This window comes from Chitinophaga polysaccharea, from assembly GCF_007829335.1.
In the GTDB taxonomy this organism is placed as follows: domain Bacteria; phylum Bacteroidota; class Bacteroidia; order Chitinophagales; family Chitinophagaceae; genus Chitinophaga; species Chitinophaga polysaccharea_B.
Genome location: NZ_VIWO01000005.1, coordinates 286736 through 312836, shown reverse-complemented (window position 1 = coordinate 312836; position 26101 = coordinate 286736). Strand labels below are relative to the sequence as shown.

The 26101-nt window shown below is 49.4% G+C and carries 22 protein-coding genes; 15 read left to right on the top strand and 7 right to left on the bottom strand.

The annotated features are described in order from the left end of the window. Positions 1–40: 40 nt before the first annotated feature. Positions 41–679: a VOC family protein gene (locus tag FHW36_RS18195; RefSeq protein WP_145670999.1), complete on the bottom strand. Its 639-nt coding sequence runs from the start codon at positions 677–679 to the stop codon at positions 41–43. A 1-nt stretch (position 680) separates the two neighbouring features. After that, a complete protein-coding gene (locus tag FHW36_RS18190) occupies positions 681–1823 on the bottom strand; it encodes an FAD-dependent monooxygenase (RefSeq protein ID WP_145670998.1) in 1143 nt (380 codons plus the stop codon). Between the two features lie 78 nt (positions 1824–1901). On the opposite strand from FHW36_RS18190, the gene FHW36_RS18185 reads away from it, so the two are divergent. Next, positions 1902–2504: a TetR/AcrR family transcriptional regulator gene (locus tag FHW36_RS18185; protein WP_186452509.1), complete on the top strand. Its 603-nt coding sequence runs from the start codon at positions 1902–1904 to the stop codon at positions 2502–2504. A gap of 57 nt (positions 2505–2561) precedes the next feature. Here FHW36_RS18185 and FHW36_RS18180 read toward each other — a convergent pair whose 3' ends face one another. Continuing rightward, positions 2562–3044 carry a glycine zipper domain-containing protein gene (locus tag FHW36_RS18180; RefSeq protein ID WP_145670996.1) on the bottom strand — a complete coding sequence of 161 codons (483 nt, stop codon included), beginning with the start codon at positions 3042–3044 and terminating at the stop codon, positions 2562–2564. A 54-nt stretch (positions 3045–3098) separates the two neighbouring features. Next, entirely contained in the window at positions 3099–3554 is a 456-nt protein-coding gene (locus FHW36_RS18175) for a GNAT family N-acetyltransferase (protein ID WP_145670995.1), read from the bottom strand. 204 nt (positions 3555–3758) lie between these two features. Between FHW36_RS18175 and FHW36_RS18170 the strand changes: the two genes are divergently transcribed. Further along, positions 3759–4709, top strand: a complete 951-nt coding sequence (locus tag FHW36_RS18170) for a pectinesterase family protein (protein ID WP_145670994.1) — start codon at positions 3759–3761, stop codon at positions 4707–4709. A 4-nt stretch (positions 4710–4713) separates the two neighbouring features. Beyond that, positions 4714–6327, top strand: a complete 1614-nt coding sequence (locus FHW36_RS18165; protein ID WP_145670993.1) for a glycoside hydrolase family 43 protein — start codon at positions 4714–4716, stop codon at positions 6325–6327. On the opposite strand, the gene FHW36_RS18160 is transcribed toward FHW36_RS18165, so the two are convergent. Continuing rightward, positions 6314–7330, bottom strand: a complete 1017-nt coding sequence (locus FHW36_RS18160) for a LacI family DNA-binding transcriptional regulator (RefSeq protein WP_145670992.1) — start codon at positions 7328–7330, stop codon at positions 6314–6316. The genes FHW36_RS18165 and FHW36_RS18160 overlap by 14 nt on opposite strands. Before the next feature lie 227 nt (positions 7331–7557). On the opposite strand from FHW36_RS18160, the gene FHW36_RS18155 reads away from it, so the two are divergent. The 8 genes from FHW36_RS18155 to FHW36_RS18120 all read left to right on the top strand — a co-directional run bounded on the left by FHW36_RS18155 (position 7558) and on the right by FHW36_RS18120 (position 20784). Next, positions 7558–10515, top strand: coding sequence for a SusC/RagA family TonB-linked outer membrane protein (locus tag FHW36_RS18155; protein ID WP_145670991.1), 2958 nt, complete (start codon positions 7558–7560; stop codon positions 10513–10515). Between the two features lie 17 nt (positions 10516–10532). Beyond that, positions 10533–12173 carry a RagB/SusD family nutrient uptake outer membrane protein gene (locus FHW36_RS18150; protein ID WP_145670990.1) on the top strand — a complete coding sequence of 547 codons (1641 nt, stop codon included), beginning with the start codon at positions 10533–10535 and terminating at the stop codon, positions 12171–12173. A gap of 11 nt (positions 12174–12184) precedes the next feature. Further along, complete coding sequence (locus FHW36_RS18145) at positions 12185–14416, top strand: glycosyl hydrolase family 28 protein (protein WP_145670989.1); 2232 nt, start codon at positions 12185–12187, stop codon at positions 14414–14416. Further along, the gene (locus tag FHW36_RS18140) at positions 14406–15578 is read left to right on the top strand and encodes a glycoside hydrolase family 88/105 protein (RefSeq protein ID WP_145670988.1); all 1173 of its coding nucleotides are present in this window, start codon (positions 14406–14408) and stop codon (positions 15576–15578) included. Before FHW36_RS18145 ends, FHW36_RS18140 begins: the two co-directional genes overlap by 11 nt. A gap of 6 nt (positions 15579–15584) precedes the next feature. Then, positions 15585–17048 carry a tagaturonate reductase gene (locus FHW36_RS18135; protein WP_145670987.1) on the top strand — a complete coding sequence of 488 codons (1464 nt, stop codon included), beginning with the start codon at positions 15585–15587 and terminating at the stop codon, positions 17046–17048. Between the two features lie 18 nt (positions 17049–17066). Further along, a complete protein-coding gene (locus FHW36_RS18130; RefSeq protein WP_145670986.1) occupies positions 17067–18722 on the top strand; it encodes a UxaA family hydrolase in 1656 nt (551 codons plus the stop codon). 19 nt (positions 18723–18741) lie between these two features. Next, a complete protein-coding gene (uxaC, locus tag FHW36_RS18125; RefSeq protein WP_145670985.1) occupies positions 18742–20148 on the top strand; it encodes a glucuronate isomerase in 1407 nt (468 codons plus the stop codon). Between the two features lie 114 nt (positions 20149–20262). After that, positions 20263–20784 carry a DinB family protein gene (locus FHW36_RS18120; protein WP_145670984.1) on the top strand — a complete coding sequence of 174 codons (522 nt, stop codon included), beginning with the start codon at positions 20263–20265 and terminating at the stop codon, positions 20782–20784. Between the two features lies 1 nt (position 20785). Here FHW36_RS18120 and FHW36_RS18115 read toward each other — a convergent pair whose 3' ends face one another. Beyond that, a complete protein-coding gene (locus FHW36_RS18115; RefSeq protein ID WP_145670983.1) occupies positions 20786–21757 on the bottom strand; it encodes a GlxA family transcriptional regulator in 972 nt (323 codons plus the stop codon). Positions 21758–21897: 140 nt separating this feature from the next. Between FHW36_RS18115 and FHW36_RS18110 the strand changes: the two genes are divergently transcribed. Further along, positions 21898–22392 (top strand): DinB family protein, encoded by a 495-nt coding sequence (locus FHW36_RS18110; protein ID WP_145670982.1) that lies wholly within the window; start codon positions 21898–21900, stop codon positions 22390–22392. A gap of 14 nt (positions 22393–22406) precedes the next feature. Continuing rightward, a complete protein-coding gene (locus tag FHW36_RS18105) occupies positions 22407–22619 on the top strand; it encodes a hypothetical protein (protein WP_145670981.1) in 213 nt (70 codons plus the stop codon). Positions 22620–22776: 157 nt separating this feature from the next. On the opposite strand, the gene FHW36_RS18100 is transcribed toward FHW36_RS18105, so the two are convergent. Further along, positions 22777–24033: a YXWGXW repeat-containing protein gene (locus tag FHW36_RS18100; protein ID WP_222429115.1), complete on the bottom strand. Its 1257-nt coding sequence runs from the start codon at positions 24031–24033 to the stop codon at positions 22777–22779. Between the two features lie 413 nt (positions 24034–24446). Here FHW36_RS18100 and FHW36_RS18095 point away from each other — a divergent pair, with 413 nt between their 5' ends. Then, positions 24447–24917: a RidA family protein gene (locus FHW36_RS18095; RefSeq protein ID WP_145670980.1), complete on the top strand. Its 471-nt coding sequence runs from the start codon at positions 24447–24449 to the stop codon at positions 24915–24917. A gap of 20 nt (positions 24918–24937) precedes the next feature. Next, positions 24938–26011: a dipeptidase gene (locus tag FHW36_RS18090; RefSeq protein WP_145670979.1), complete on the top strand. Its 1074-nt coding sequence runs from the start codon at positions 24938–24940 to the stop codon at positions 26009–26011. Positions 26012–26101: the final 90 nt, after the last annotated feature.

The window sequence follows — 26101 nt, the reverse complement described above, 5'->3', positions numbered from 1 at the left end:
ATAATAATACCCTCCGTGTAAATTGCAGAGGGTATTTTATTTATAAGTCAAATGTATGCACCATTTCTTCATGGCTGATTGTCACTTTCCCTGGAAAATGCTGTGCAGGCGTACACGTAGGAAACCAGTTGCGTCCGGCGGCTGCGATAATCAATAAGCCATGATCATCGCCCAGAGCGGTAAACTGATCGGAGCGGGGTTGTTTGGCAAATACCGGTATTGGTTGTTGCAGGAAAGACGCTACGCAGGCAGGCACATTTTCTGTAACAATACCTATTTCACTGATGCTGTCGATATGCAGCTCCGGCGCAGCATTGAGCAGATCGTGACGGGCAATGAACTCCAGCAGGTTGCCATTGTTGTCGTAAAAGTAGATGGCATCAGCATGCCATAGTTCGAAGTGCGCAATGGGACTGTCACCTGTAACAGGGATCAGGCTGGTCATTTGCTGCAACCGGTCAACAGCTTCGTTCAACTGGTTATGCGGTATATTAAAAGCAAAGTGGTACACCGGGTGAACAATGGCGTTGCTGTGTTCAAATTCAAGCGTAGAAGCGCCTGCCCGGAGACTGATGCGAGTGCTGCTTTGTTGTATCACGGCCAATTGCAGCTGCCGGGTGTAAAATGTTGCGGTAGCCGCGAGGTCGTTTGTATAAAGATGTATGGAGGTGAGCTGCATATTATTCAATGTTTAAATCAACACCGTAAAGAAAATCGAATTGTTTACGGGCAATGCGGTGGGGTGTATGCCGGATCAGGTAATTGCGCAGGAGGCTGCCGGTAGTATTCTTTACGCTGGTAAGGCGTCCCAGCATCCAGGACAGGTCTACTACGCGTTTGGCGCGTTTTAAACGCCTCGCCTGGTATTTGGCGAAGGTTCTTTCCGGCCGTGATTCCTGGCCCAGGTAGGCGGCCAATACATAGGCATCTTCAATCGCCTGGCTGGCGCCCTGTCCCAGGTTGGGCGTGGAAGCATGTGCCGCATCTCCTACCAGTACTACATTACCGCGATACCATTGTTTCAGGGGTTGTATGTCATAAAGGTCGCCATGTATCAAAGCATCCGGATCCAGGCGGCTCACGATATCCTGTATGCGCAAATCAAAAGGCGCCAGTTCGCGCCGTATAAAAGTCAGTGCTTCTGCAGGAGAAAATTTGCTGCCTGCAGGCATGGCTTTGGTCATCCAGAAATATACCTGTTGGTCGCCTACCTGTGAAATGGAAGCTCTTACCCCGCCTTTACGGCTCCATACTTCCCCGCTGCTCACCTGCTCTGATGGCGGAAGGGTAGTGTTGATAATGGCCCGCCAGCAGGTTTGCCCGGAGTAGCGGTATTGGGCTTTGGTTACATACTGCTCCCGTACCACCGACCGGATACCATCTGCGCCTATAATCACATCGGCGCTGTCGGTAGTCCCATCTTCAAAACGTACCACATTGCCGTTAATGCCCACGCATCTTTTACCGAGGTGTATCGGTTGCTTTACCGCATTGGCCAGTATTTGCTGCAAGGTGCCACGATGTATGGCGTGGGTGGCGTTGCCATACCGCTGTTGAATGTCGAGGTTGTCAATGAATTGCAACAATTGGCCTTTCACATCTTTTATAAATACCGACTCCAGGAATATGGAGGGTGCTTTTAATGCGTCTGCGAGGCCAAGGCGCTCATAAACATTCATGGCATTGCCTCCCAGCCAGATACCGGCTCCTACGGCCTTCAGTTCCGGCGCTGCTTCATATATCTCGAATTGGATCTGCTGTTGCTGTAATGCAATGGCGGTGGTAAGTCCCCCTATGCCAGCTCCTATGATAATCGCCTTCATGATTTTTATAATTTAGTACAAATGTACAAAAATATTTCATTCTTGTACATTTGTACTAAATTTTCTATTTTCGCTGCTATGAGCACCAAAGAGAAGATACTGGTTACCGCCACCCGCCTGTTCAACGAGCAGGGGATAGATGTGATTACTATCCGGCACATCGCCAAAGAAATGGGGATCAGCCATAGCAACATTCAATACTACTTTAAGAATGCCGACGATATTATTGCCACGATCTATACCAATCACATTGGGGAATTGAACGAATTACCCATGTTTAAGGAGTTGACCCTCGATGCGCTAAAATCATCTATTGTAGCGATTATGGAGCATATCTATAATTACCGGTTTATCTATATCCATTTTGTGGTGATTGCAAGGCGCTTACCGTCGGTAAAAAAGGAATATGCCAGGCGGTTTGCGCTCCGGCGGGAGCAGTTCCTGGAATTATTTGCGAATTACCGCGAAACGGGCATTATGCGTACAGATATTCCTGCTCCCGTATGGGAAAGCCTGATCAGGAACATTTATATCATTGGTGATTTCTGGATTTCCGCCAATGAGCTCAATACCGGGTTAAAAGGGAAGAAGGCGGTAGGTTATTACGTTACACTGATTGAGCAGCTGTTTTATCCGTATTTAACCGAGAAGGGAAGGGCAGAGATGACAGTACCGCTTTGATATAAAAGAAGAAGCCACGCAATGCAGCGTGGCTTCTTCTTTTATATCGGTAATAACTTATTGTCCATTCTGTTTTTTCTTGTGATCTACGATAGCACCGGTACCTGCACCTACACCTGCACCGATCAGGGTACCAATAGCAGCGCCTTTCAGGTGATCTTTGTTAACGATAGCCCCGGTAATAGCACCCGCGCCGGCACCTACTACAGCGCCTTTAGCGGTATGGCTCCATGATTTCCAGCCTTTCTTTTTAGGAGCGGGTGCTGGAGCAGGAGCTGCCGCTACATCACCACCACCGCCACCCGCAGGTGCGGTCATTGCAGCATCGCTATAGCCTTCCTGGCCGGAAGTGCCTGCATGATGATGACGTCCCTTTACGTGATTCATTGAATCTATAACAGATTGCCTGATGGCACTCACATTGTTCATCGAATCAATAGTAGCTTTTTTCGCACTCTCTATGGCTGCAGCATTATCTCCATTGCTTTTGCAGGAGAAGAAAACTACGGCTGCCGCTAAGGCTACAAGTAACTTTTTCATGGTGATACGGTTTATTCTCCGCAACTTACGAAAACTATGCCAAACTGCGCATAACTATAGTGGAAGCCGCATTTCTACCAGGTTTTGACGAAATCCGAACTTTTCATATGCACGTATCGCCGTGGCATTATCAGCATATACATCCAGCCGTAACTCGCGGATGCCCTGTTTCAATGCCCAGGCACCCAACCCCTCAATAATCATCCGGTTTACCCCCTTGCCCCGGTGGTCGGGCACTACATACATAAATCCCAGGTAGGCATACTTCGGAAATACCTGGTACGGCTTCGCCTCCCGGATACGGACATGCCCCGATCCAATTATTTCGCTGGCATACTCGGCTACCAATACCTCCGCATCCTCAGCCGCGATCAAAGCAGCCAGGTCGTAGTAATGTATAACGCCTTCTTTTAATGTATTGTCAAATGGACGTTCTGCAGCCACAATCCCCTGCTCAAATTCCAGTAATACCGGCAGGTCGGCCGCAGTGGCGGGTCGAATATGTATCATGACTAAAATCGTTGAGCCAGCGAATGTACAACTTTTCTATCCCCGATGCCCGTTTTTAGCTTGCGGCTATGAAAGATATTTCAATGATTTACAGGTGCATATATGCGCTTTGGATAACTCTTTCTCCGGGAACGATTGCGTAGATAACGCCCGGCATCTCCCGTCTGTTTACTATTTTAACCGGCAGCATATTAATTCCACGTCATGAAACAAACGATGTTACTATTAACCGCTTTCCTGTTCGTCGGTACCAGCTTACCGGCCCAGGTCGTACGAAAAACGGTGGCCCAGGATGGCAGCGGCGACTATACCACCGTACAAGCCGCCCTGGACGCCATTCCGTTGCATAATACGGTGCCCGTGCATATTTACATCAGGAAAGGCATTTATAAAGAAAAACTACACCTCGATTCTACCAAAGACTTTGTTACCCTTACAGGAGAAGATGCACAAAACACCATTCTCACCTACGATGATCATGCCGGTATGCATAGCCCCACCGGGGATACCATTACTACTTATTCGTCCCCTTCCTGTATCATCCATGGCAACAATTTCCGGGCAGAGGAGCTCACCTTCGCCAATACTGCCGGTATTTCCGCTGGCCAGGCCGTGGCGCTCAGTGTTAAAGGCGACAGAGCTACGTTTATCCATTGCCGTATGCTGGGCTTCCAAGACACCCTGCTAGCCGGCACTTTTTATGTAAAACAGTATTATGAAGACTGCTACATTGAAGGCAGCACCGATTTTATATTCGGCTATGCGGCTGCCTTTTTTAATAGGTGTCAAATTAACAGTAAAAGCAATTCCTATATCACAGCGGCAGCTACACCACCCGCTTATCCGGTAGGATATGTTTTTAAAGACTGCAAGCTAACCGCCGATAGCGGCGTTACCAGGGTGTACCTGGGACGGCCCTGGCGACCCTATGCCAGCGTTACCTGGTTACACTGTGAGATGAGAGCACATATACTTCCTGCTGGCTGGGATAACTGGAGAAAAACCGCCAACGAGCAAACAGCCCGTTACGCAGAATATAAAAGTAAGGGACCCGGTGCCAATAACAAAGGGCGAGCGAGCTGGGCGAGGCAACTTACAAAAAAAGAAGCCAGACAATTTAGCCCGGCAAAAATATTTGGAGACTGGAAATTTTAATACGATGAGAATACTGGCTTGTTTGTGCGCTTTGCTGGCTTTCCTGCCGGCCACGGCGCAATCCCTACATGAAAAGTCTAAAGTATGGGTGGCGGATAACGGCGACGGTACCTATAAAAATCCGGTTATCTATGCCGATTACTCAGATCCTGATGTAATCCGTGTAAATGACGACTATTACCTGGTGGCCTCCAGTTTTGATGCAGTACCGGGCTTGCCTATCCTGCATTCCAAAGACCTGGTCAACTGGCGCATCGCAGCCCATGCGCTCCTGCGACAACCACCGTATGGCCATTTTTCTGTTACACAGCATGGTAACGGCGTTTGGGCGCCCGCTATCCGGTATCATCAACAGCAATTTTACATTTATTATCCCAACCCGGATTTCGGGATTTATGTGATCACCGCCAAAAAGGTGACCGGTCCCTGGAGTGAGCCACAGCTGGTAATCGCCGGCAAAGGACTAATTGATCCCTGCCCGCTATGGGATGATAATGGCAACGTATACCTGGTACATGCTTTTGCCGGCAGCCGTGCCGGGATCAAAAGTATGATCGTAGTAAAACAATTGGATGCAACAGGTACCCATGCCATCGATGAGGGCGTGCTAGTATTCGACGGGCATCCACAACATCCAACCCTGGAGGGGCCTAAGTTTTATAAGCGCAATGGGTTCTACTATATTTTTGCTCCCGCCGGGGGCGTTAGTACGGGCTGGCAGCTGGTACTGCGTTCCAGGCAGGTATATGGTCCCTATGAAAGCAGAATTGTGATGGACCAGGGACATTCACCAGTAAATGGACCACACCAGGGCGCCTGGGTGCAAACGCAGAAAGGAGCCGACTGGTTCCTGCATTTCCAGGACCAGGAAGCTTACGGCCGGGTAGTGCACCTGCAACCCATGCAATGGGCCGACAATTGGCCGGTGATAGGCGTCGATCCCGATAAGGATGGGAAAGGAGAACCCGTGATGCGTTACCGTAAACCGGATGTAGGAAAAACGTATCCCGTGGTTACGCCACAGGAATCGGATGAGTGCAACGGCAGTACCCTGGGCTTACAATGGCAATGGCAGGCAAACCCCGCTGCCGGATGGGCATTTCCTTCGCCAGCCCTGGGCTGCTTGCGCCTGTTGGCGGTGCCCTCGCCCGATAGTGCCCGCAACCTGTGGGAAACACCCAATGTACTCTTACAGAAATTTCCGGCCGCAACGTTTACTGCCACTGCTAAATGTAGCTTTGTTCCTCACCAGGAAGGCGATCGCGTAAGTATGCTGGTAATGGGCGCCGACTATGCCGGTATCAGGCTGGAGAAAAGAGCCTCAGGCCTTTATCTTACCCGCTTTACCTGTAAACAGGCCGACCGCGGGAATGCTGAAGTGGTGGAAACTGTAGCTCCTATAATAGTAACGGATATATTTTTCAGGATAACGGTGGAAAAGAATGCCCAATGCCGTTTTAGTTATAGTATTGATAGACAAGCCTTCCATGATGCAGGAGGAATGTTTACCGCGGTGCCAGGGAGATGGATCGGCGCAAAGGTTGGACTGCATTGCAGTTGCACAGCCAGGACCAACGATGCAGGCTGGGCAGACATCGATTGGTTCAGGATGGAGTAATGAGCGAGGTTTGCAGCACCTTTGTTTCAAAGTCTTTCACCGGGCGTTTGCTTTCTATCAGTTGCAGCAATAGTTCCGTGGCCACCTGCCCCATTTCAAAGGCAGGTTGCCGCACCACCGTAATAGGCGCATGCAGCAACTCTATCAGGTCGGAGTTGGAAAAGCCGGTCAACCCCATATCTTCGGGAATGGCCATTTTTGCCTTCTTTAGCGCCCGCATACAACCCGTAGTGAGTTTATCAGAGGTAGCGAAAATAGCATCAGGACGTTTCTTTTCCTGCAGTAATTCCTGTACCGCATCGGCTACTTCCTCCTGCAGCATGCCACCATGAAAACAATATTTAACCAGCGATGCCGGCAACCGGATACCTGCTTTATCCAGTGCAGCTACGTAGCCGGCTACTCGCTCTCTCGTAATGGAAAGATGTGCGGAGTTGGTAATACAGCCAACGCGCTTATATCCCTGCTGCAATAAATGAGTGGTGGCGTTGTAGGCTCCCTGGAAATTATCTACCCTCACCTGGTGCGTCGCTATTTCTTCAACAATCCGGTCAAAAAAAACAATCGGGAATCCATACTGGTGCAACGCCTTTAATGGCAATAGGTCCTTGGTAGCGCTGGATACTGAGATCAATAATCCATCGATTGACCGGGAGGCCAGGTATTGCAAGGTTCTTACTTCTTTCTCAAAAGATTCGTGACTCTGGGAAATAATGACCGTATAGCCTTTCTCGTTAGCTACCGATTCAATACCGTTAATGGTTTGGGAGAAAAAGCTGTTGGCAATTTCAGACACAATCACGCCAATAGACCGGCTCTTTTTTTCCTTCAAGCTCAATGCAATAGGGTTGGGATGATAGTTCAGCTGTGCAGCATGATCCAGTACCAGTTGCTTGGTAGCTGCACTGATTTCATGACTGTCGCGCAACGCGCGGGATACCGTGGAAGTAGATAATCCCAGCGCCTGTGCAATATCTTTTATGGTAGCAGCTTTGTACTTCATATCGTTCCCGGACCGTGGTTTCCGGCGTTTTTTTTCAGATGGTGAATGTAGTGATTTTTCCGGGAACGATTGCGTAAATAAACTTCACCGATAGTAATAAGTTCAGTAGAATTGTAATCACACAATACCGGTTTCAGATTCTTTTTTCAACCAATGAATCGCCACGCTAAATAAATACGATTAAGTAGCACAACCTTTATTTGCCAAATAAATTCACGCCTAACGTTATGAAAACAATTTACCTTTTTTGCTTGCTGTTACTGGGTTTTAGCAGCTGGGCAATTGCACAGACACGCACCGTAAAAGGACGGGTGACTGATGCCGCTTCCGGAGAACCACTCCCGCTGGTGAGTGTCCAGATGAAAGGAACAACCAGTGGAACCCAAACAGATAACAAAGGAAATTTTTCCCTGCAGGTATCCGCCGGAGGAAAAACTACCTTATTATTTAGCTATATAGGCTATGCGCCTGTTACTATGCTGGCAGATGATGTCAACATGACAATAAAAATGGAATCCAACAATAAAAAGCTAGATGAAATTGTGGTAGTGGGATATGGGATGGTGAAGAAAAGAGATTTGACAGGCGCCGTGGTGTCGGTAAAAGGAGAGGAATTGAAAAAAGTGCCCTCCACCAACGTCATGGAATCAGTACAGGGAAAGTTGCCAGGAGTGGATATCACCCGCAGCAGCGGCGCCGCAGGAGCTAAGGTAAACGTAACGGTAAGAGGCAATCGCTCTATCAAAGCCAGCAACGGTCCCCTCTACATCGTTGATGGCGTGCAGTACGAAAATATACAGGATATTAATCCGAACGATATCCAGTCTATGGAAGTGCTTAAAGACGCCTCTTCTACAGCTATATACGGCTCCCGTGGCGCTAACGGCGTCATCATGGTCACCACAAAAAGAGGTGCCAGCGGAAAGCCCAACGTGAATATCAGCTCCTATGCGGGTATCGCGGAGGTAAATGGCTATCCCCGCCTGAGCAATGGACAGGAATATACAGCCCTGAAGAGAGAAGCCAACCGCACTACCGGCCGTTGGGCCAGCGTAGCCGATGATCCTAAAATATTCAACGCCTTTGAGCTGGATGAAATTAAAAATAACTTATGGACCAACTACGCCGACCTGTTATTGCATAATGGCCTGCAACAGGACTACCAGGCGGGCATCTCCGGAGGATCAGAAAAAACAAAGGTCTATTTCTCCTTCGATTATTTTAAAGAGAAGGGGCTATTGAAACTCGATGTCCTCAATCGTTATTCGGCCCGTTTAAATATTGATCAAACGATCAACGACGCCATCAAGGTAGGTGCGCAAAGCCAGATTACCTACTACGAGCAAAGCGCCCGCCGCGATCCTTTGAATCAGGCCAACAAATATATTCCCCTGGGTCTTCCATACGATTCTGCCGGCAAGCTGGTATTATTCCCTAACAGTGGTTCTGCCATCAATCCGCTGGCAGATGAGCAACCCAACGCTTATGAAAATAGTACCCGCACTACCCGCACCTTTGTAAACGCCTATGTAGAAATCGCTCCATTGAAGGGGGTGCTGTTCCGCTCCAACTTTGGCGTTACCCTGGAAAATGCGAAGCAGGGTGTATTTGCATCGAAAAGCTCTATTGACCGGTCCACCGCCTCTACTTCCCGTTCCCAGTTAAACGGCAGCACCCGTCGCTACCTGAGCTGGGAAAACGTACTCACCTACAATAAAACTATAGGCGATCATTCCTTTGGCGTAACAGGTGTGGCCAGCTTGCTGTCAGATCAGCGCGATTCCTCCCTGATGCAGGGAGAAGGACAACTGCTGCCATCACAATTGTACTACGCTATGCAGAATAACGTGAGTGGCATCGCTATTCGCAGCATGTATCAATCCAGTAAACTGATCTCTTTCACCGGTCGCCTCAACTACGCCTATAAAGGCAAATACCTCTTGTCGCTTACCGGTCGCTCAGACGGATCCTCCAAGCTGTCGCCGGGTAATAAATGGGCGTTCTTCCCGTCGGTAGCCGGCGCCTGGCGCATCAGCGATGAAACGTTCATGAAATCGCAGACATTCTTCAGCGACCTGAAACTGAGAGTTAGCTATGGTATCGCAGGCAACGACGCCGTGGACCCATATTCCACCGCCAGCTACCTGGTGAAAATTCCTTTCTCCTATGATGATACCAATGCCGCAGTAGCTTATACAATTGGTGATCAAACCGGCAACAAAGGCCTGAAATGGGAGTTGTCGGCCACCAAAAATATAGGTATCGACTTCGGTATTATCGCCAACAGGATCACAGGAAGCATCGATTATTATGATACCAAAACAAAGGACCTGCTGCTGCAACGTACCCTGCCTACTTCTTCCGGCGTAAGCAATGTGATTCAGAACGTAGGTAAAACCCGCAATAGGGGCTTAGAAGTCGGTATTAATACTACCAATATTTCTACTGCCAATTTCCGCTGGACATCCAACATCGTGTATTCCCGTAACAAAGAAGAAATTGTAGCGCTGACCGACGGCGGCGCCAACGATGTGGCCAATGGCTGGTTCATCGGGTACCCGGTAAAGGTGTACTACGACTACCAAAAAGTCGGTATCTGGCAAACATCTGAGGCTGATGAAGCGGCGAAATATGGCTATAAGCCCGGGGATATCAAAGTGAAAGACCAGGACGGCAAAGGCGTTATCAATACCTCCGACAGGGTGATCCTGGGAGCCCAGGTGCCTAAATGGAGCGGTGGATTTAACAACGACCTGCGGTACAAAAATTTTGATCTCAACATATACATATTCGCCCGCATCGGCCAGTGGATCAACTCGGAATATGCTGCCAAATACGATCCGCAGGGATTGGAAAACAGCGCCCCCGTGAACTACTGGACGCCGGAGAATCCATCTAATGATTATCCAAGACCTAATGCGAGCCTTTCCAAAGATGGTACGCCCTTTATTAAAACATTGGGATACAAAGATGGCTCTTTTGTAAAGGTCCGTAACCTCTCCCTGGGATATACGTTCCCCGCACAGGCCCTGCACTCGCTGCACCTGAGTAATTTACGTGTATACGTTACCGGTAAAAACCTTTTCACCTTCAGTAAAGTAAAAGACTATGACCCGGAAAGAGGAGGCGACCTGAGTAACCCGCTCACCAAAATGTATGTGGCCGGAATCAATGTTGAGTTTTAATGTTTAAAAAATCTGTTATGAAAACAAGCATTCATAAATACCTGGTGATAGGCATCCTTACAGTCGCTGCGATGACTGCCTGCAATAAACAACTGGACGAGTTCAATCCCGGTGGTACCACTACTGATGCGGTTTTTTCCACCCCTGAAGGATTCGAAAGCCTGGTGAATGCCGCTTATACGTACAACCGTTGGTGGTATGGAAAAGAAGAAGGCTACAGCATCTCGGAAATGGGAACAGATATATGGACCAGCGGTACCGGCGATAAGTATCCAGATATCACCAACTATAACAACCTCCAGGCCAGCAATAGTGTGATGAGTGTGTTGTGGAAACAGTTGTATGCAGCCATCAATCTTTGTAATACTGGTATTGGCCGTATTGATAAAGCTGGTCTGACGGCCGACAGGCAGAAGATACGCAACGCAGAACTGCACTTTCTCCGCGCATTTTACTATTGGCATATCGTGGAAACCTGGGGGCCGGTACACTTCACGTTAACAGAAACTTCCGGTGTGATCACCACCGCTAACCGTACACCGGCAGATACGTTTTATGCACAGATATTCCGCGACCTCGACGTGGCGGTAAACGATTTGCCGGTAACGACCTCCGATTACGGCCGTGTAACCAAACCCGCTGCAGAAGCCTTTCTGGCAAGGATGTGCCTGACCAGGGGCAAAAATCAACAGGCGGCCGACCTGGCCGACAAAGTGATTAAGAATTACGGCTATACCTTGCTGGCTAAGTATGCAGATCTCTGGCGGATGGATAACCTGCAAAACAAAGAAGTGATCTGGGCAGTAAATTACATGAAGAACCTGGTGTTCGACGACCGCGCCGATGCTACGTTGTTCCCCAACGGGCATTCCCGAGGCGCCAACAATGGTCACCTGATGTTTGCCATGAAGTATGATGATTTGCCCGGTATGCAGCGCGACATCCTCAATCAGCGCCCCTTTAACCGTTACATGCCTACGCTTTTCCTGCTCAACCTTTTTGATGAAACAGCGGATGCCCGCTACGAAGCCTCCTTCAAACAGGTGTGGTATTGCAACAACCTTAAAACCGCTCCCGCCGGCGTGAAGCTCGGCGATACAGCGGTGCTGTGCAGCAAGAAAGTGATCAGCACCATGCTCCCTTACCGGGTGTACGACCGTAACGCGGTATACAGCACCAATGGTGGCGGTAAAGACCGGACCCACTATGTATCCCTGCAAAAATTTGATGATCCCACACGGGCATCTATCAATGAAGAACAAAGTGCGCGCGATGTATTTATTATTCGTCTCGCTGAAATGTATCTGGTGGCGGCAGAAGCGCAGTTCAACCTGGGGAATGGTGCTAAAGCCGCCGACTACATCAACGTGCTGCGCAAGCGCGCTGCTATCCCCGGGCATGAAGCCGCCATGCAGGTTACTGCGGCAGATATCAGCATCGATTTCCTGCTCGACGAAAGAGCCAGGGAGCTGGCGGGCGAACAGCTCCGCTGGTTCGACCTGAAACGCACCGGGAAGCTGGCTACCCGCATTGCGCTGCATAACCCGGATGCCAATCAGTACTTCCAGTCATACCATATGTTGCGCCCGATTCCGCAAGACCAGATAGACGCAGTGAGCAACAAGGGAGAGTTTAAACAAAACGACAAGTATAACTAAGTAAAGAAGCGATGAGGTATATTCAATTATTGTTATGGTCATTATTGGGACTGGCGCCGGCCAGTCCCAAACCCGTTGTATTCCTGGTCGGAGATTCCACGATGGCCGATAAACCACTGGAAGATAATCCTGAAAGGGGCTGGGGACAATTGTTTCCACAACTGTTAGTCCCCGGCGTGCAGGTGAAAAACTATGCCATGAATGGTCGCAGTACCAAAAGCTTTATTACAGAACATCGCTGGGATAGTGTGCTGGCACAACTGAAAGCAGGCGATTGGGTAATGATACAGTTTGGACATAACGACGCCAAAATCAGTGACACCACACGTTATGCAGCGCCACAGGGCGCTTATAAGACGAACCTGGAACGCTTTGTCAACGAAACCCGCTCCAGAGGAGCTTACCCGGTGTTGATAACCCCTGTGGTACGCCGGCAATTTATAAAAGGTGTTTTACAGGATACCCATGGCGAATACCCGGCGGTAGTGAGGGCCGTAGCCGCAGCCATGCAGGTGCCGCTGATAGACCTGCAGCAAAGCAGCGAAGCATTATTGAAGAAAGAAGGAGAAGCTGCTACTGAGAAGATGTTCCGGAACATACCTGCCGGTCACTATCGCATACTGTCACAGGGCGTCACAGATAATACCCATTTTACGGCCTATGGCGCGGCGAAGATAGCGGCGTTGGTGGCTGCAGAAATTGATCAGAAAAAAATAGGATTAGCAACGTACCTGGCGCCCACACCTTTTGAAGGCAAATACAGGTATGAGCTTCCTGTGATCTATGAGCCGCATTTTAGAAAAGATACCTTTGATATACGGGCTTTCGGCGCCAAAGCAGATGGGATAACACTCAACAGCAAAAGTATCAACGATGCCATTACTACCTGCAGCAGCCAAGGAGGAGGGGTGGTGTTAATACCTTCCGGGCTATGGCTTACTGGTCCCCTGGAACTGAAGAGCAATGTGAACTTGCACCTCGCGGCCAATGCGGTATTGCAGTTTACCACCGATTTTGATCAGTACCCGCTGGTCAGTACCACTTATGAAGGCCTGGTGGCCATGCGCTGTCAACCTCCGGTGTCGGGTACGGGGCTTGAAAATATAGCCATTACCGGTAGTGGGATCCTCGACGGCGGCGGCGATGCCTGGCGCATTGTAAAAAAGGCGAAGCTGACCGAAACACAATGGGAAAGACTGGCAGCTTCCGGTGGGATGGTAGCGGAAGACAGTGTGACCTGGTATCCTTCCCGTTCCTCTTACCTGGGCTCTAAAACCAGCCAGGCCGGTGTTATTAAGCCTGGTAGCCAGCTTTCGGATTATGCCGCCATCAAAGACTTCCTGCGTCCCAACATGATCAGCATCACGTCTTGTAAGAGTGTATTATTGGAAGGCGTTACATTCCAAAACTCTCCCGCCTGGTGCCTGCATCCTTTGCTATGCGAAAATATTACGCTGCGGGGCGTATATGCGAAAAATCCCTGGTACGCGCAGAATGGCGACGGGATCGACCTGGAGTCCTGCAATAGTGCGCAAATCATGGATTGCACCTTTGATGTAGGAGATGACGGCATTTGTATTAAATCCGGCAGGGATGAGCAGGGACGTAAACGTGGTAAGCCTACGGAAAATGTGATTGTGCATCATTGTACTGTATATCATGCCCATGGCGGTTTTGTAATAGGCAGTGAAATGTCTGGTGGTGCAAGAAATATTTATGTGTCGGATTGCTCCTTCCTGGGCACTGATATTGGTCTGCGGTTTAAAACGGCCCGTGGCCGCGGTGGCACCGTGGAAAATATCTATGCAGCCAACATTAACATGAAAGATATCCCGGGAGAAGCCATCCTGTTCGATATGTATTATGCCGCCAAAGACCCGGTGCCACTGGCCGGGGAGCAGCGGGAGGCCCCCAAAGTAGAAACTGTGCAGGTAACAGAGGGCACTCCTGTATTCCGTAATTTTTATATCAATAACGTAGTATGCCATGGCGCCAAAAAGGCGGTATTTATCCGCGGGTTACCGGAAATGCCGGTCAGCAATATATGGCTGCGCAACCTGGTGATAACGGCAACAGCTGGTATTGACTGCCTGGAAGCTACGGGGATTCGTTTTGATAATGTTTATCTCGTTACTTCGTCCGGTACCCCGCCCATGCATACACGCAACACGAAAAACATCAGCACCGGTAACTGCCGCTACCGGGATACCAAAACCAATTCAACCAGTGATCATGCTTTTTAAGAAATGTTTCTTTGCCGGATGGCTTCTGCTCTCCGCCATTGCCATACAGGCGCAAACCGGCGCTGCCGGCATGGCCGCCACCGTTATGCGTATCTGGAAAGACTCACTGGTACTGCACCCCGGCACACCCGTAAAATGGACCTACGACCAGGGAGTAGTACTGGAAGGCTTCACCGCTTTATGGAAACGCACCGGCAACCAAAAGTACTTCCGGTATATACAGCAGAGCATGGACTTCTTTGTAGATCAACAGGGAAATATCCGTACGTACCGTTTAAAAGATTATAACATCGATAACGTTAAGAACGGACGGGTGCTACTTACCTTGTTCAAAGCCACACGCGATACCAAATACAAGCTGGCAGCTGATCAGCTGCGCAAACAATTAGCAGAACAACCCCGCACCAAAGACGGTGGGTTTTGGCATAAACAGCGCTACCCCTGGCAAATGTGGCTGGACGGCCTTTACATGGGCGAACCCTTCTATGCAGAATATGCCTCGCTGGCAAAAGATAGTGCCGCCTTCCGGGATATTACCCGCCAGTTTGTGCTGATGGAGCAACATGCCCGGGATGCCAATACCGGTTTGCTATACCATGCCTGGGATGAATCGAAAGAACAGCGTTGGGCCAATAAAATAACCGGGCAGTCGCCCAATTTCTGGGGCAGGGCCATGGGCTGGTATGCCATGGCGCTTGTAGATGCGCTGGAGTATTACCCGGCTAACGACCCCGGCAAGGACAGCCTGATAGCGATCCTGCGCCGTACAGCTGTTGCTGTTAAACAATACCAGGATAAGCGTACGGGCTGCTGGTTCCAGGTGCTCGACAAAGGCGGCAAAGAGGGGAATTATGTGGAAGCTTCCGCCTCCTGTATGTTCGTATATGCGTTGGCGAAAGGTGTGCGATTGGGATATCTCCCGGCAACTTATCGGCAGGTGGCCGTAAACGGGTATGCAGGTATCCTGCAACAGTTTATCAGGAAAAATCAGGATAACGATATCACCCTGGGCGGAACTGTCAGTGTAGCAGGACTGGGCGGAGAGCCCTACCGGGATGGCAGCTACGCATATTATCTCAGCGAAAAGGTGATCGACAACGATCCAAAAGGCGTAGGGGCCTACCTGTTAGCCGCCAATGAAATGGAAATGATCGACAAATAAAAGTGTATGAAACTATCTCGAAAAACATTGCCCGCATTACCGGAAAAAGCGAACCGGCAGCTGCCCGTAGGCGACTGGTGGGCACTACCGGAAAAGGTATTGCAGTTTGGCACCGGCGTCCTGTTACGGGGACTGCCCGATTTCTTTATCAACAAAGCTAACAAACAGGGCGTATTCAATGGCCGCATTGTAATGGTAAAATCCACGGCACAGGGTGATATCAAAGCCTTTGCGGAGCAGGACGGCTTGTTTACGCAATGCATCCGTGGCATAGCAGGAGGACACCAAGTGTCAGAAGATGTTATCAATGCTGCCATCAGCCGGGTGTTGACAGCCACCTCGCAATGGCAGGAGATACTGGATTGCGCAGCTAACCCGGATATGCAACTGGTAATATCTAATACCACAGAAGTAGGAATTGTATATGTAGAAGAGGACATCCGCCAATCGCCTCCCGCCTCGTTTCCCGCCAAACTGCTGGCATTTTTGTACCAGCGTTACCAACATTTTAAGGGAGATCCAGATAAGGGAATGGTGATCATACCCACAGAGCTGATCCCGGACAATGGCGGCAAACTGGCTGGTATCCTGGAACAGTTGGCGTTGTTTAACCAGCTGGAACCGGCATTTATACAATGGCTTACCCAACATAACTATTGTTGCAACTCCCTGGTAGATTGTATTGTGCCCGGCGCAGCCGATATAGCTGCCGACTATGAAGATGAGCTGCTGATCATGACAGAAGTGTACCGGCTCTGGGCCATTGAAACAGACCAGGAGATTGTGAAAGCAAGGTTACCTTTTAGCGCAGTAGATGCAGGCTTTGTGCTTTCACCGGATATCAACGTGTTCCGCGAACTTAAGCTGCGACTGCTCAACGCCACACATACCCTGAGCTGCGGACTGGCTTTCCTGGCAGGATTAGATACGGTGAAGGCAGCGATGAGTAGTGAGCCCATGGCAGCTTATATGGAGGGACTCATGATGCATGAAATTATCCCGGCTATAACAGACAGGCATATACGTAGCGATGCGGCCATACGCTTTGCCTATGCCGTATTGGATCGCTTCCGCAATCCTTATATAGAACACCGCTGGTTGAGTATTTGCAGTCAATATACCTCCAAAATGAAGATGCGGGTGCTGCCGGTGCTATTACAATACTACGAACGAACCGGACACGTACCGGCATTGATTTCACTGGGCTTCGCTGCACACCTGCTGTTTATGCGGGGAGGGGCATCATATAGCATCACTGATGAATTTGCCACTTTATACCAGCACGCCTGGGAAAACGCCACGCCCGCTGAGGTGGTAAAAAATACCCTTGGCAACGAGCAGATATGGGGCCGGGATCTGGCTGCCATTCCTGGTTTTACACAGGCGGTGACCGCCATGTTACAGCAGTTGGAACAAAAGGGGGCCATGATCTATCTCGAACATGTTGCAACAGAAATCACTTTGTCATAAATATTTCAAGAACAGTACATGAAACAGAAAGTATTAAAGGTACACCCTGACGACAACGTACTAGTAGCTTTGCAGGACCTGTCGCAGCACGAAGTCGTGCAGTATAACGGTGCCAGCTATACGTTGACGGAGCCCATTCCTGCCAAACATAAATTCGCTGCCACGGCATTCGATAAGGAGGATGCCATTACAATGTACGGCGTACTGGTAGGGAGGGCAAAGCAGCCTATTCCCGTTGGCAGCAGGATTGCCGTGGAAAACGTACACCATGCAGCAGGTAGCTATGCGTTGTCTGATCAGCGCAAAACCGCCTGGACAGCGCCTGATATTACCCGCTGGCAGCAAAAAACTTTCATGGGCTACCACAGGGCGGATGGGAGCGTGGGTACGGCCAATTACTGGCTGGTGATACCACTGGTATTTTGCGAAAACAGGAATGTGGAAGTGCTGAAAGAAGCGCTGCTGGGAGAGCTGGGCTATAGCCGGCCAGATAAGTATGCCGCCTTTACGCGCTCGCTGATAGCGCAGCAAAAAGCCGGCGCCAATGCCACCCAAATACTGGAAACCATCTATGCAGAAGATACAACCGCCGCTGGCCCTGCCAGGATATTTGAAAATGTAGACGGCATTAAATTTCTCTCCCATGATGGTGGTTGCGGCGGCATCCGGCAGGATGCACAGTCGCTCTGTGGCCTGTTGGCAGGCTATATTACACACGCCAACGTAGCCGGAGCTACGGTATTAAGCCTGGGTTGCCAGAATGCCCAGGTGAGCATGTTACAGGAAGAAATCCGGAAACGGGACCCGCATTTTACAAAACCGTTGTACATCTTAGATCAACAACAAACTGGCGCCGAAAGTGTCTTGATCAGCCAGGCTATCCGGCAAACATTTGCCGGATTGATGGAAGCCAACCGCTGCACCCGTCGGCCTGCTCCGCTGAGTAAACTATGCATAGGACTGGAATGCGGCGGTTCCGACGGATTCTCCGGCATTTCCGCTAACCCGGCTATTGGCTATACGTCCGATTTATTAGTGGCGCTGGGCGGCTCCGTGATATTGGCGGAATTCCCTGAACTATGTGGCGTGGAACAGGAGATGAGCGATCGCTGTACTGATATGGAAGATGCTACCCGCTTCATTCAGCTCATGAGAACGTACCAGCAACGCGCGGAAGTGGCAGGCTCTGGATTTGATATGAATCCTTCTCCCGGAAATATTAAAGATGGACTCATTACAGATGCAATTAAGTCGGCCGGCGCGGCTAAAAAAGGAGGTACCTCCCCGGTGTCCGCCGTGCTCGACTACCCCGAAAAGGTGCAGCAACCAGGACTCAACCTGCTTTGCACGCCAGGGAACGATGTAGAGTCTACCACAGCGGAAGTGGGTAGTGGCGCCAATATAGTGCTGTTCACTACAGGCCTGGGTACACCCACCGGCAATCCCATTGCACCGGTAATAAAACTGTCGAGTAATACCAGGCTCTATGAGCGCATGCAGGATATTATAGATATCAATACCGGCACTATCATCGATGGCACGGAAACCATTGCCGCCGCTGGCGAACGTATACTCGACTACGTTATACAGGTAGCCAGTGGCGCAGCCATTGCGAAATCCGTCGTCAACGGACAGGATGATTTTATTCCCTGGAAAAGAGGAGTGTCATTGTAATGCTTAAAATTTATTGTTGATGAGAAAGAAATTCATGGATGAAAATTTCCTCCTGAATAGTAAGGCAGCGGAAAGATTGTATCATGACTATGCCCGGGATATGCCCATTATCGATTACCACTGCCATCTGCCACCCGCCCAGATAGCGGCAGATACCCGTTTCGACAACATCACACAGGCATGGCTATACGGAGATCATTACAAATGGCGGGCAATGCGTACCAATGGGGTACCGGAAAGCTATTGTACCGGTAATAAAACAGATTGGGAGAAGTTTGAAAAATGGGCAGCTACGGTGCCTAAAACATTGCGTAACCCCCTCTATCACTGGACACACCTGGAATTGCAGCGGTATTTTAATGTATCGGAACTGCTGCATGACGACACGGCCGAACGGATTTATCATACCTGTAATGCCTTGTTACAAACCCCCGAATACAGTGTGCGTGGCTTACTCCGCAGCAGGAACGTGGCGCTGATCTGTACTACCGATGACCCCGTTGATGACCTGTCTCATCACCGTCACCTGAAAAAGGAGGGCTTCGAAATACCCGTGGCGCCGGCCTTCCGGCCCGACAAAGCCATGGCGGCAGACGATCCACTTGTTTATAATCAATACCTGCAACAATTGGAACAGGCTGCCGGTATAAGTATCAGCACCTACGATGACTTGTTGCAGGCATTGAAAAATCGCCACGATTACTTTGCCGGCCAGGGCTGCAAGGTATCCGATCATGGCATAGAGGAAATGTACGCAGAGGACTTCCGGGAAAGTGAAATCAGGCAGATTTTCGCAAAAGTGCGCAGCGGCCAGGCGCTCTCTGTTACAGCAATCCGGCAGTTCAAATCGGCCCTGTTGCTGGAGCTGGCCATCATGGATTGGGAAAAAGGATGGGTACAGCAATATCACCTGGGAGCCTTGCGGAATAACAACTCCCGTATGATGCGCGCGCTGGGGCCGGATACCGGCTGGGATTCCATCGGTGATTTTTCCCAGGCACGGGCCTTATCTAAATTTCTCGATAAGCTGGATAGCCAGGATAAACTGGCCAAAACCATTATTTACAACCTGAATCCGGCCGACAATGAATTGATGGCTACTATGACGGGCAATTTTAATGATGGGTCGGTAGCCGGGAAAATCCAGTTTGGCGCTGCCTGGTGGTTTCTCGATCAAAAGGAAGGGATGATCCGGCAAATGAATGCCTTGTCCAATATGGGGCTTATTTCCCGGTTTGTAGGCATGCTTACCGATTCCCGTAGCTTTCTTTCCTATCCCCGTCATGAATACTTCCGCCGGCTGCTCTGCGACCTGCTCGGCGATGAAATGGAAAAAGGGGAAATACCGGCAGATTTTCAGCTGGTAGGCAGTATGGTACAGGATGTCTGTTATAACAATGCAAAGTCGTATTTTGGCTGGGAGTAACGATTGAAAAAAAAATTTCAACTTTTTTAAGGGCTGCTGACATACCGTTGTCACATGCCCTTTTTTACTTTGTATTGTAAACGAAAAAATACAGACTTAAAAAAATACAGACTTATGGAAAACAACACACTGACTGCTACCGCCCCCACTACCGCTGTGATCATTACCCCAGAACAGCTGCTGAAACACTGGCAGGGCCATCGTGGACTGACACGCCGTATTATTGAAGGCTTCCCGGAAGATAAGCTCTTCGACTTCAGCATCGGCGGCATGCGTTCATTCGGTGCGCTGGCCATGGAAATGATTGGCATGGCAGTTCCCAGCGTACATGGCTTTGTAACCGGCGAATGGCTGGATAACGCAGCGTTACTGGGCGATAAGATTGATACTAAACCCACCACCAAAGCAGGCTTGCTGGCCCTGTGGGACGCTGTTACGGACGCCCTCAATGACTACTGGCCCCGCATAACGCTGGACAGATTTCAGCAGCAGATTAAAGCGTTTAATCAATACGATGGCACCGTTAGCAGCATCCTGCTATATGTGATCGATAACGAAATTCACCACCGCGGACAAGGGTACGTATACCTCCGCGCTTTAGGAATTGAACCCGCTCCATTCTGGGATAGACCCTGATCTATCTTACTGCATTGAACTTTTCCCGGTATTCAGAAGGCGTCATTCCCACGGTTTTGCGGAATACCTTTCTGAATGCCTTGGGATCGTTGTAACCGGAGTTGTAAATGATTTCGGTCATTTGCTGACCGGTTTGTTCCAGCAGTTTTTTGGCAGCTTCTATGCGGGTGAGTTGCAGGTATTCGATAGGAGTAACACCGGTTACCTGTTTAAACCTTCTCACAATATTGCGGCGACTGGATGGAATGTCTTTGATCATTTCCTCGATAGTACCGGCTTCCTGGTAACAGGTTTCAATTTTTAGCTGGGCAGTGGCTACCAGGTCGTCGTGGTGGTTGCGTGTAGGCTGGAAGGTGCTGAAATAGGATTGTTTATCGCGGCCCATATCGATAGCAAAAATCTTGGCCGTTCTTACCGCCACTTCAATCCCACAATGTATTTCCAGTAAATGTAACAACAAGTGAAAAGTAGAGGTGGCGCCTCCGCTGGTATAAATACCGGCATCATGCGTAACTGTTTTATCTGATAGCAGGTTTACCCGCGGAAATGCACGGGTAAACTCTTTGCAGGCATCTACGTGGGTAGTGGCTATTTTACCATCGAGCAATCCGGTAGCGGCCAGCAAAAATGCGCCGGTGCAGAAACTGGCCAGCTCTGCTCCCTTTTTATATTGCTGCCGCAACCAGGGAAGCCATGCCTCGTTTTCTGCCAGTACCTGCGATAGGTCATCGGCTGTAAATGAAGGAACCAGCAATAATTTAAATACACCTGCTTCAGCCAGCGTTTGAGCTGGGTAGGCCGGAAAAGCGGAAGTAAGATGTGCGGTGTCGGGCGTATACAATAACGTCACTTTAAAAGGAGCAGGCTGATCGCTTTTTTGGTAAATTTTGTTGACGGTGTCGAGGACGTCCGTGATAGCAGCCAGACTCAGTAATTTATAATGACGGGTTAGCAGGATACCTATCTGCAGCATATGGTGGCAATTTTAAATTCTCTTTCCAAACTTAAGATTTTTTTGTCGCAAACGCCCCTAAGATTGACTGAATCAACATCCTTCCAGGCTGGAATTATCAGCTACCTTAGAGATAGTTTGAAACCATAAATTACAACAACATGAAAGCTGCTAGTAACAGAATGCTCGGCATTCTGGCCATGTACGATCTGCAAACCGGGCTTTATCCCAGGGTATTGGAAGGCATAGCGGAAGCAGATGCTTATAAACGTTTAGATACGGCTGCCAACCACATCGCCTGGCTGGCAGGCTCGCTGGTACAGCAACGGTTTGATGTAGCCGGTTTAATAGATCCCACCGTAAAGGAGAAATCAACCGGAGATGCGCTTTTTGCACACAACCAGGGCATCAAAGAAGGCGTTACCTATCCCACACTGGAAGTATACCAGAAAGACTGGGAACGGATTACACCAGTTTTCAGGGAAGTGCTGGCGCAGGCCACCGATGAGCGGCTCGATAAAATCATTGAATTTCCCGGAATGAGCTTTCCCTGCTGGGATATGGTCACTTTCACCATTTACAGGGAAGCCAATTGTATTGGCCAGATTGCTTTGTGGAGGCGACTCCTGGGCTATCCGGCTATGAAGTATATGTAATAAATTTTACACCGATGGTAGAAGTATTTAAAACCAATGTGCAGCGCCGCGGCGTTGCCAATGCATTGGTAGCGCTGTTGCACAATAACTTTCCGGGTAGCAGGATTAACTTCGACCTGGAAGATTGTGACAAGGTGTTAAGGGTGGAAGGAGACAATTTTCACCCGGAAAAAGTAATGATGCTGGTCAATGAAAATGGCTTCCAGTGTCATATTATGGAAGATTGAGAAAAGCGTTGCTGATCAAAAAAGGAATTGCTGATCAGCAACGCTTTTCATCCATCCATGCCAGCCTTTCGGCGAGGGAAAAAGAGAAGCATCTCTGAGAGGAGATGCTTCATTTATAATGCCGGATGAAAGGGAATATTTGTACGAGCTGATTGTGTTAATGCCGTACTCGGCCACCTTCATGTCCTCCGCCACCACCGCGGCCGCCACCAAATCCACCTCCTCCAACACGGCCACCGCCGCCGCCGCCGAATTCACGACCGCCGCCACCACGTGGCATCTGCTGTGAAAAGTGGGGTTGCTGTTGTGCCATCATACGACCCTGTCCACCGTTGTAACCTGGACGGGCGCCGCCCGAATTATTGAATCCCTGTCGGGCTGGATTATAGGAAGGAGCGTTGCGCTGACCGGTAAATCCTTGTCTCACATTATTGTCTGGTCGCGTAAATCCCTGTCTTGCGTTATTGCCGGGTTGATTATAGCCCTGTCTTACATTATTATCTGATCGGGTAAATCCTTGTCTTACGTTGTTTCCAGGCTGTGTAGTTCCCTGCCTGATATTACCGCCCGGGCGCATATTGTTATTGCCCCTGTCGGCAAACCCCTGCCGGATGTTGTTGCCTCCAGGCTGGGTACTGCCCTGTCTGGTACTGGAACCACCCTGGTTGGTTAATCCCTGTCGAACCGAAGGCCGCGCTGCATTACGATTGCCACTTACACGATTGCCCTGGTCAGGACGTATCACTGCATTAGCAGGACGACCATTGTTTACAGAAGCCAGCATATCACGGTTCCCGCTCGCTACCCGTTGATTGGAAAGCTGTGTAGGAGTAGCCTGTATGTGTCGATCCCTCATGGCTAGCTGGTCAGTACGTGTAGGGCGGGCGGTTATACCGCCGGGGCCATTGTAGCTGCTACGATTATTAATGACAGTCCGGTTATTAATGACGGTGTTGTTAATGTAAGTATTACGAACAATCGTGGTGTTTACATTGGTATAAGCCGTGTTATAACGATATACATTACCTGCCCAGCCGCCGCCATAGAATCCGGAACCAAAATATCCGCATCCATAGTTAACGCCACCATAGTATCCTACCCGGTGACCCCAGTAGCCGGCATGCCAGCTATAGATACCACCTATACAACCCCAATATCCCGGCGTCCAAAGTAAACCAATGGCCGGAGGCATTACCCAGGCACCCGGTACCCAGTAGTAACCATCGGGCCCGTATGCCCAATACCCCGGTGTCCAGAGATATCCGTCAACCGGACAAGGAGGCTGGGTGTATACGGGTAACAGCGGGGGCGCTAACCGGATGGAAATTCCCACGCTTACCTGTGCCTGCGCCACCGGTGCGGTGGCAGCTAATGCTGTACTGGTGAGCATCAAGGCGATGATAATGTTTTTCATGATATGACAACTCTTTATCCTTTCTATTCGACAATTATGCCATAAAAAAGTTTAACCCCCGGAGAAGGGTATTTGCCACGCAACTGCCATAACTATGGGAAATGCGTAAAAAGTGACCGATGTTGTGTTGGTTGCGGATTTAAAAGATCGGGGGCGGACCTGGATGAACATAGAAAAATCTAATTAAAAAGTTGTTAAAATACGGGAGTGATAAGCGAGGTAGGGCATCTTACACCCACTTTGCGTAAGTGATATCGACTTTTAGTGGATTAGAGAATTTTTTAACTGAAGTATTAAAATACGATGTTATCTTGGCCAGAATTGACAGGTAGATTGATATTGACTGGGATGGTATTGCATGTCTTCTCCGGAAAAACAGGTTATATAAATATAAAGATCATAAAACAGCAACTATGGAAAATAATCGTGCAGAAGAAAAATTTGCGGCGCTGGGACTGATATTGCCGCCTGCGCCTACGCCCCTGGGTGTTTATAAGCCCTGCCTTGTAGATGGTAAATATCTTTATCTATCGGGTCATGGGCCTGTACAGAATGATAAGTCACTCATCATTGGCCGGATAGGAGACGGGTTGGACATAGAAGCTGGTAAGCTGGCCGCCAGACAAGTGGGGTTAACGATGTTATCTACTATTAAAACGCACATAGGCAGTCTGGATAAGGTGAAGCGGGTGATTAAAGTATTGGGAATGGTAAATTGTACGCCCAGCTTTGAGCGGCATCCCTATATTATCAATGGGTGCAGCGAATTATTTGCAGCCGTCTGGGGAGAGGAAAATGGGATAGGCGTTAGAAGTGCGGTTGGTTTTGGCTCCCTGCCCGATAATATCCCGGTGGAAATAGAAGCTTTATTTGAACTATACTAGGCTAACTAAAGGAAATAAGTATGTTTACGATAGACGCACACCTGGATCTTAGCATGAATGCGCTGGAATGGAACAGGGATCTGCAACAACCAGTAGCCGCTATCCGGGAAAGAGAGGCGGGACTGAGCGATAAGCCGGACCGCGCTAACGGCGTAGTGGCTTTCCCTGAGTTGAGAAAGGGAAATATCGGATTGGTGGTGGCCACGCAAATAGGCCGCTTCGTAGCGCCGGATAATCCGCTCCCGGGCTGGCATTCCCCTGAGCAGGCATGGGCGCAAACCCAGGGCCAACTCGCCTGGTATAAAGCCATGGAAGATGCAGGGGAAATGGTGATGATCAAAGACCGGAAAGGATTGGAGCAACACCTGCTGCACTGGAATGACGGTACACCCAACGATAAGAAGCCGATAGGCTATATTCTTAGTCTCGAAGGCGCCGATTCCATTGTTGATATAAAATACCTGGAACGTGCCTATAATAAAGGGCTGCGCGCTATAGGTCCTGCTCACTATGGGCCCGGACGTTATGCCAACGGCACCGATGCTACAGGACATTTAAATGAGCGCGGTAGGCAGTTAATAAGAGAAATAGCGCGACTGGGCATGATACTCGATGCTACTCACTTATGCGACGATGCCTTCTGGGATGCCATGGAATTGTTTAGTGGTCCTGTATGGGCGAGTCATAATAATTGCCGTACACTGGTGGATCACAACCGGCAGTTCAGCGACGATATGATCCGGGTACTGGTACAAAAAGGAGCTGTGATCGGCGGCGCATTGGATGCCTGGATGATGGTACCTGGCTGGGTGCGCGGAAAATCTACTCCGAAGGATATGCATTGCAATCTTGAAAAAATGATAGACCATATGGATCATATCTGCCAGATCGCAGGCAATGCCCTGCATATCGGTATTGGTTCCGACCTGGATGGCGCCTTTGGTAAAGAGCAATGTCCTTATGACCTGGAAACCATTGCAGATCTGCAAACACTTCCCGCCTTATTGTCGAAAAGAGGGTATAACGCTACAGATATTGAAAACGTGATGCATGGTAACTGGCTGCGTTTCCTGCGCAATGCCTGGAGAGACTAACACTATTCGTATATCTAACTAACATAAAGCCCCTTCTGTATGCAGAAAGGGCTTTATGTTTTAATGGTTACATTAACCTGGTTATCAATA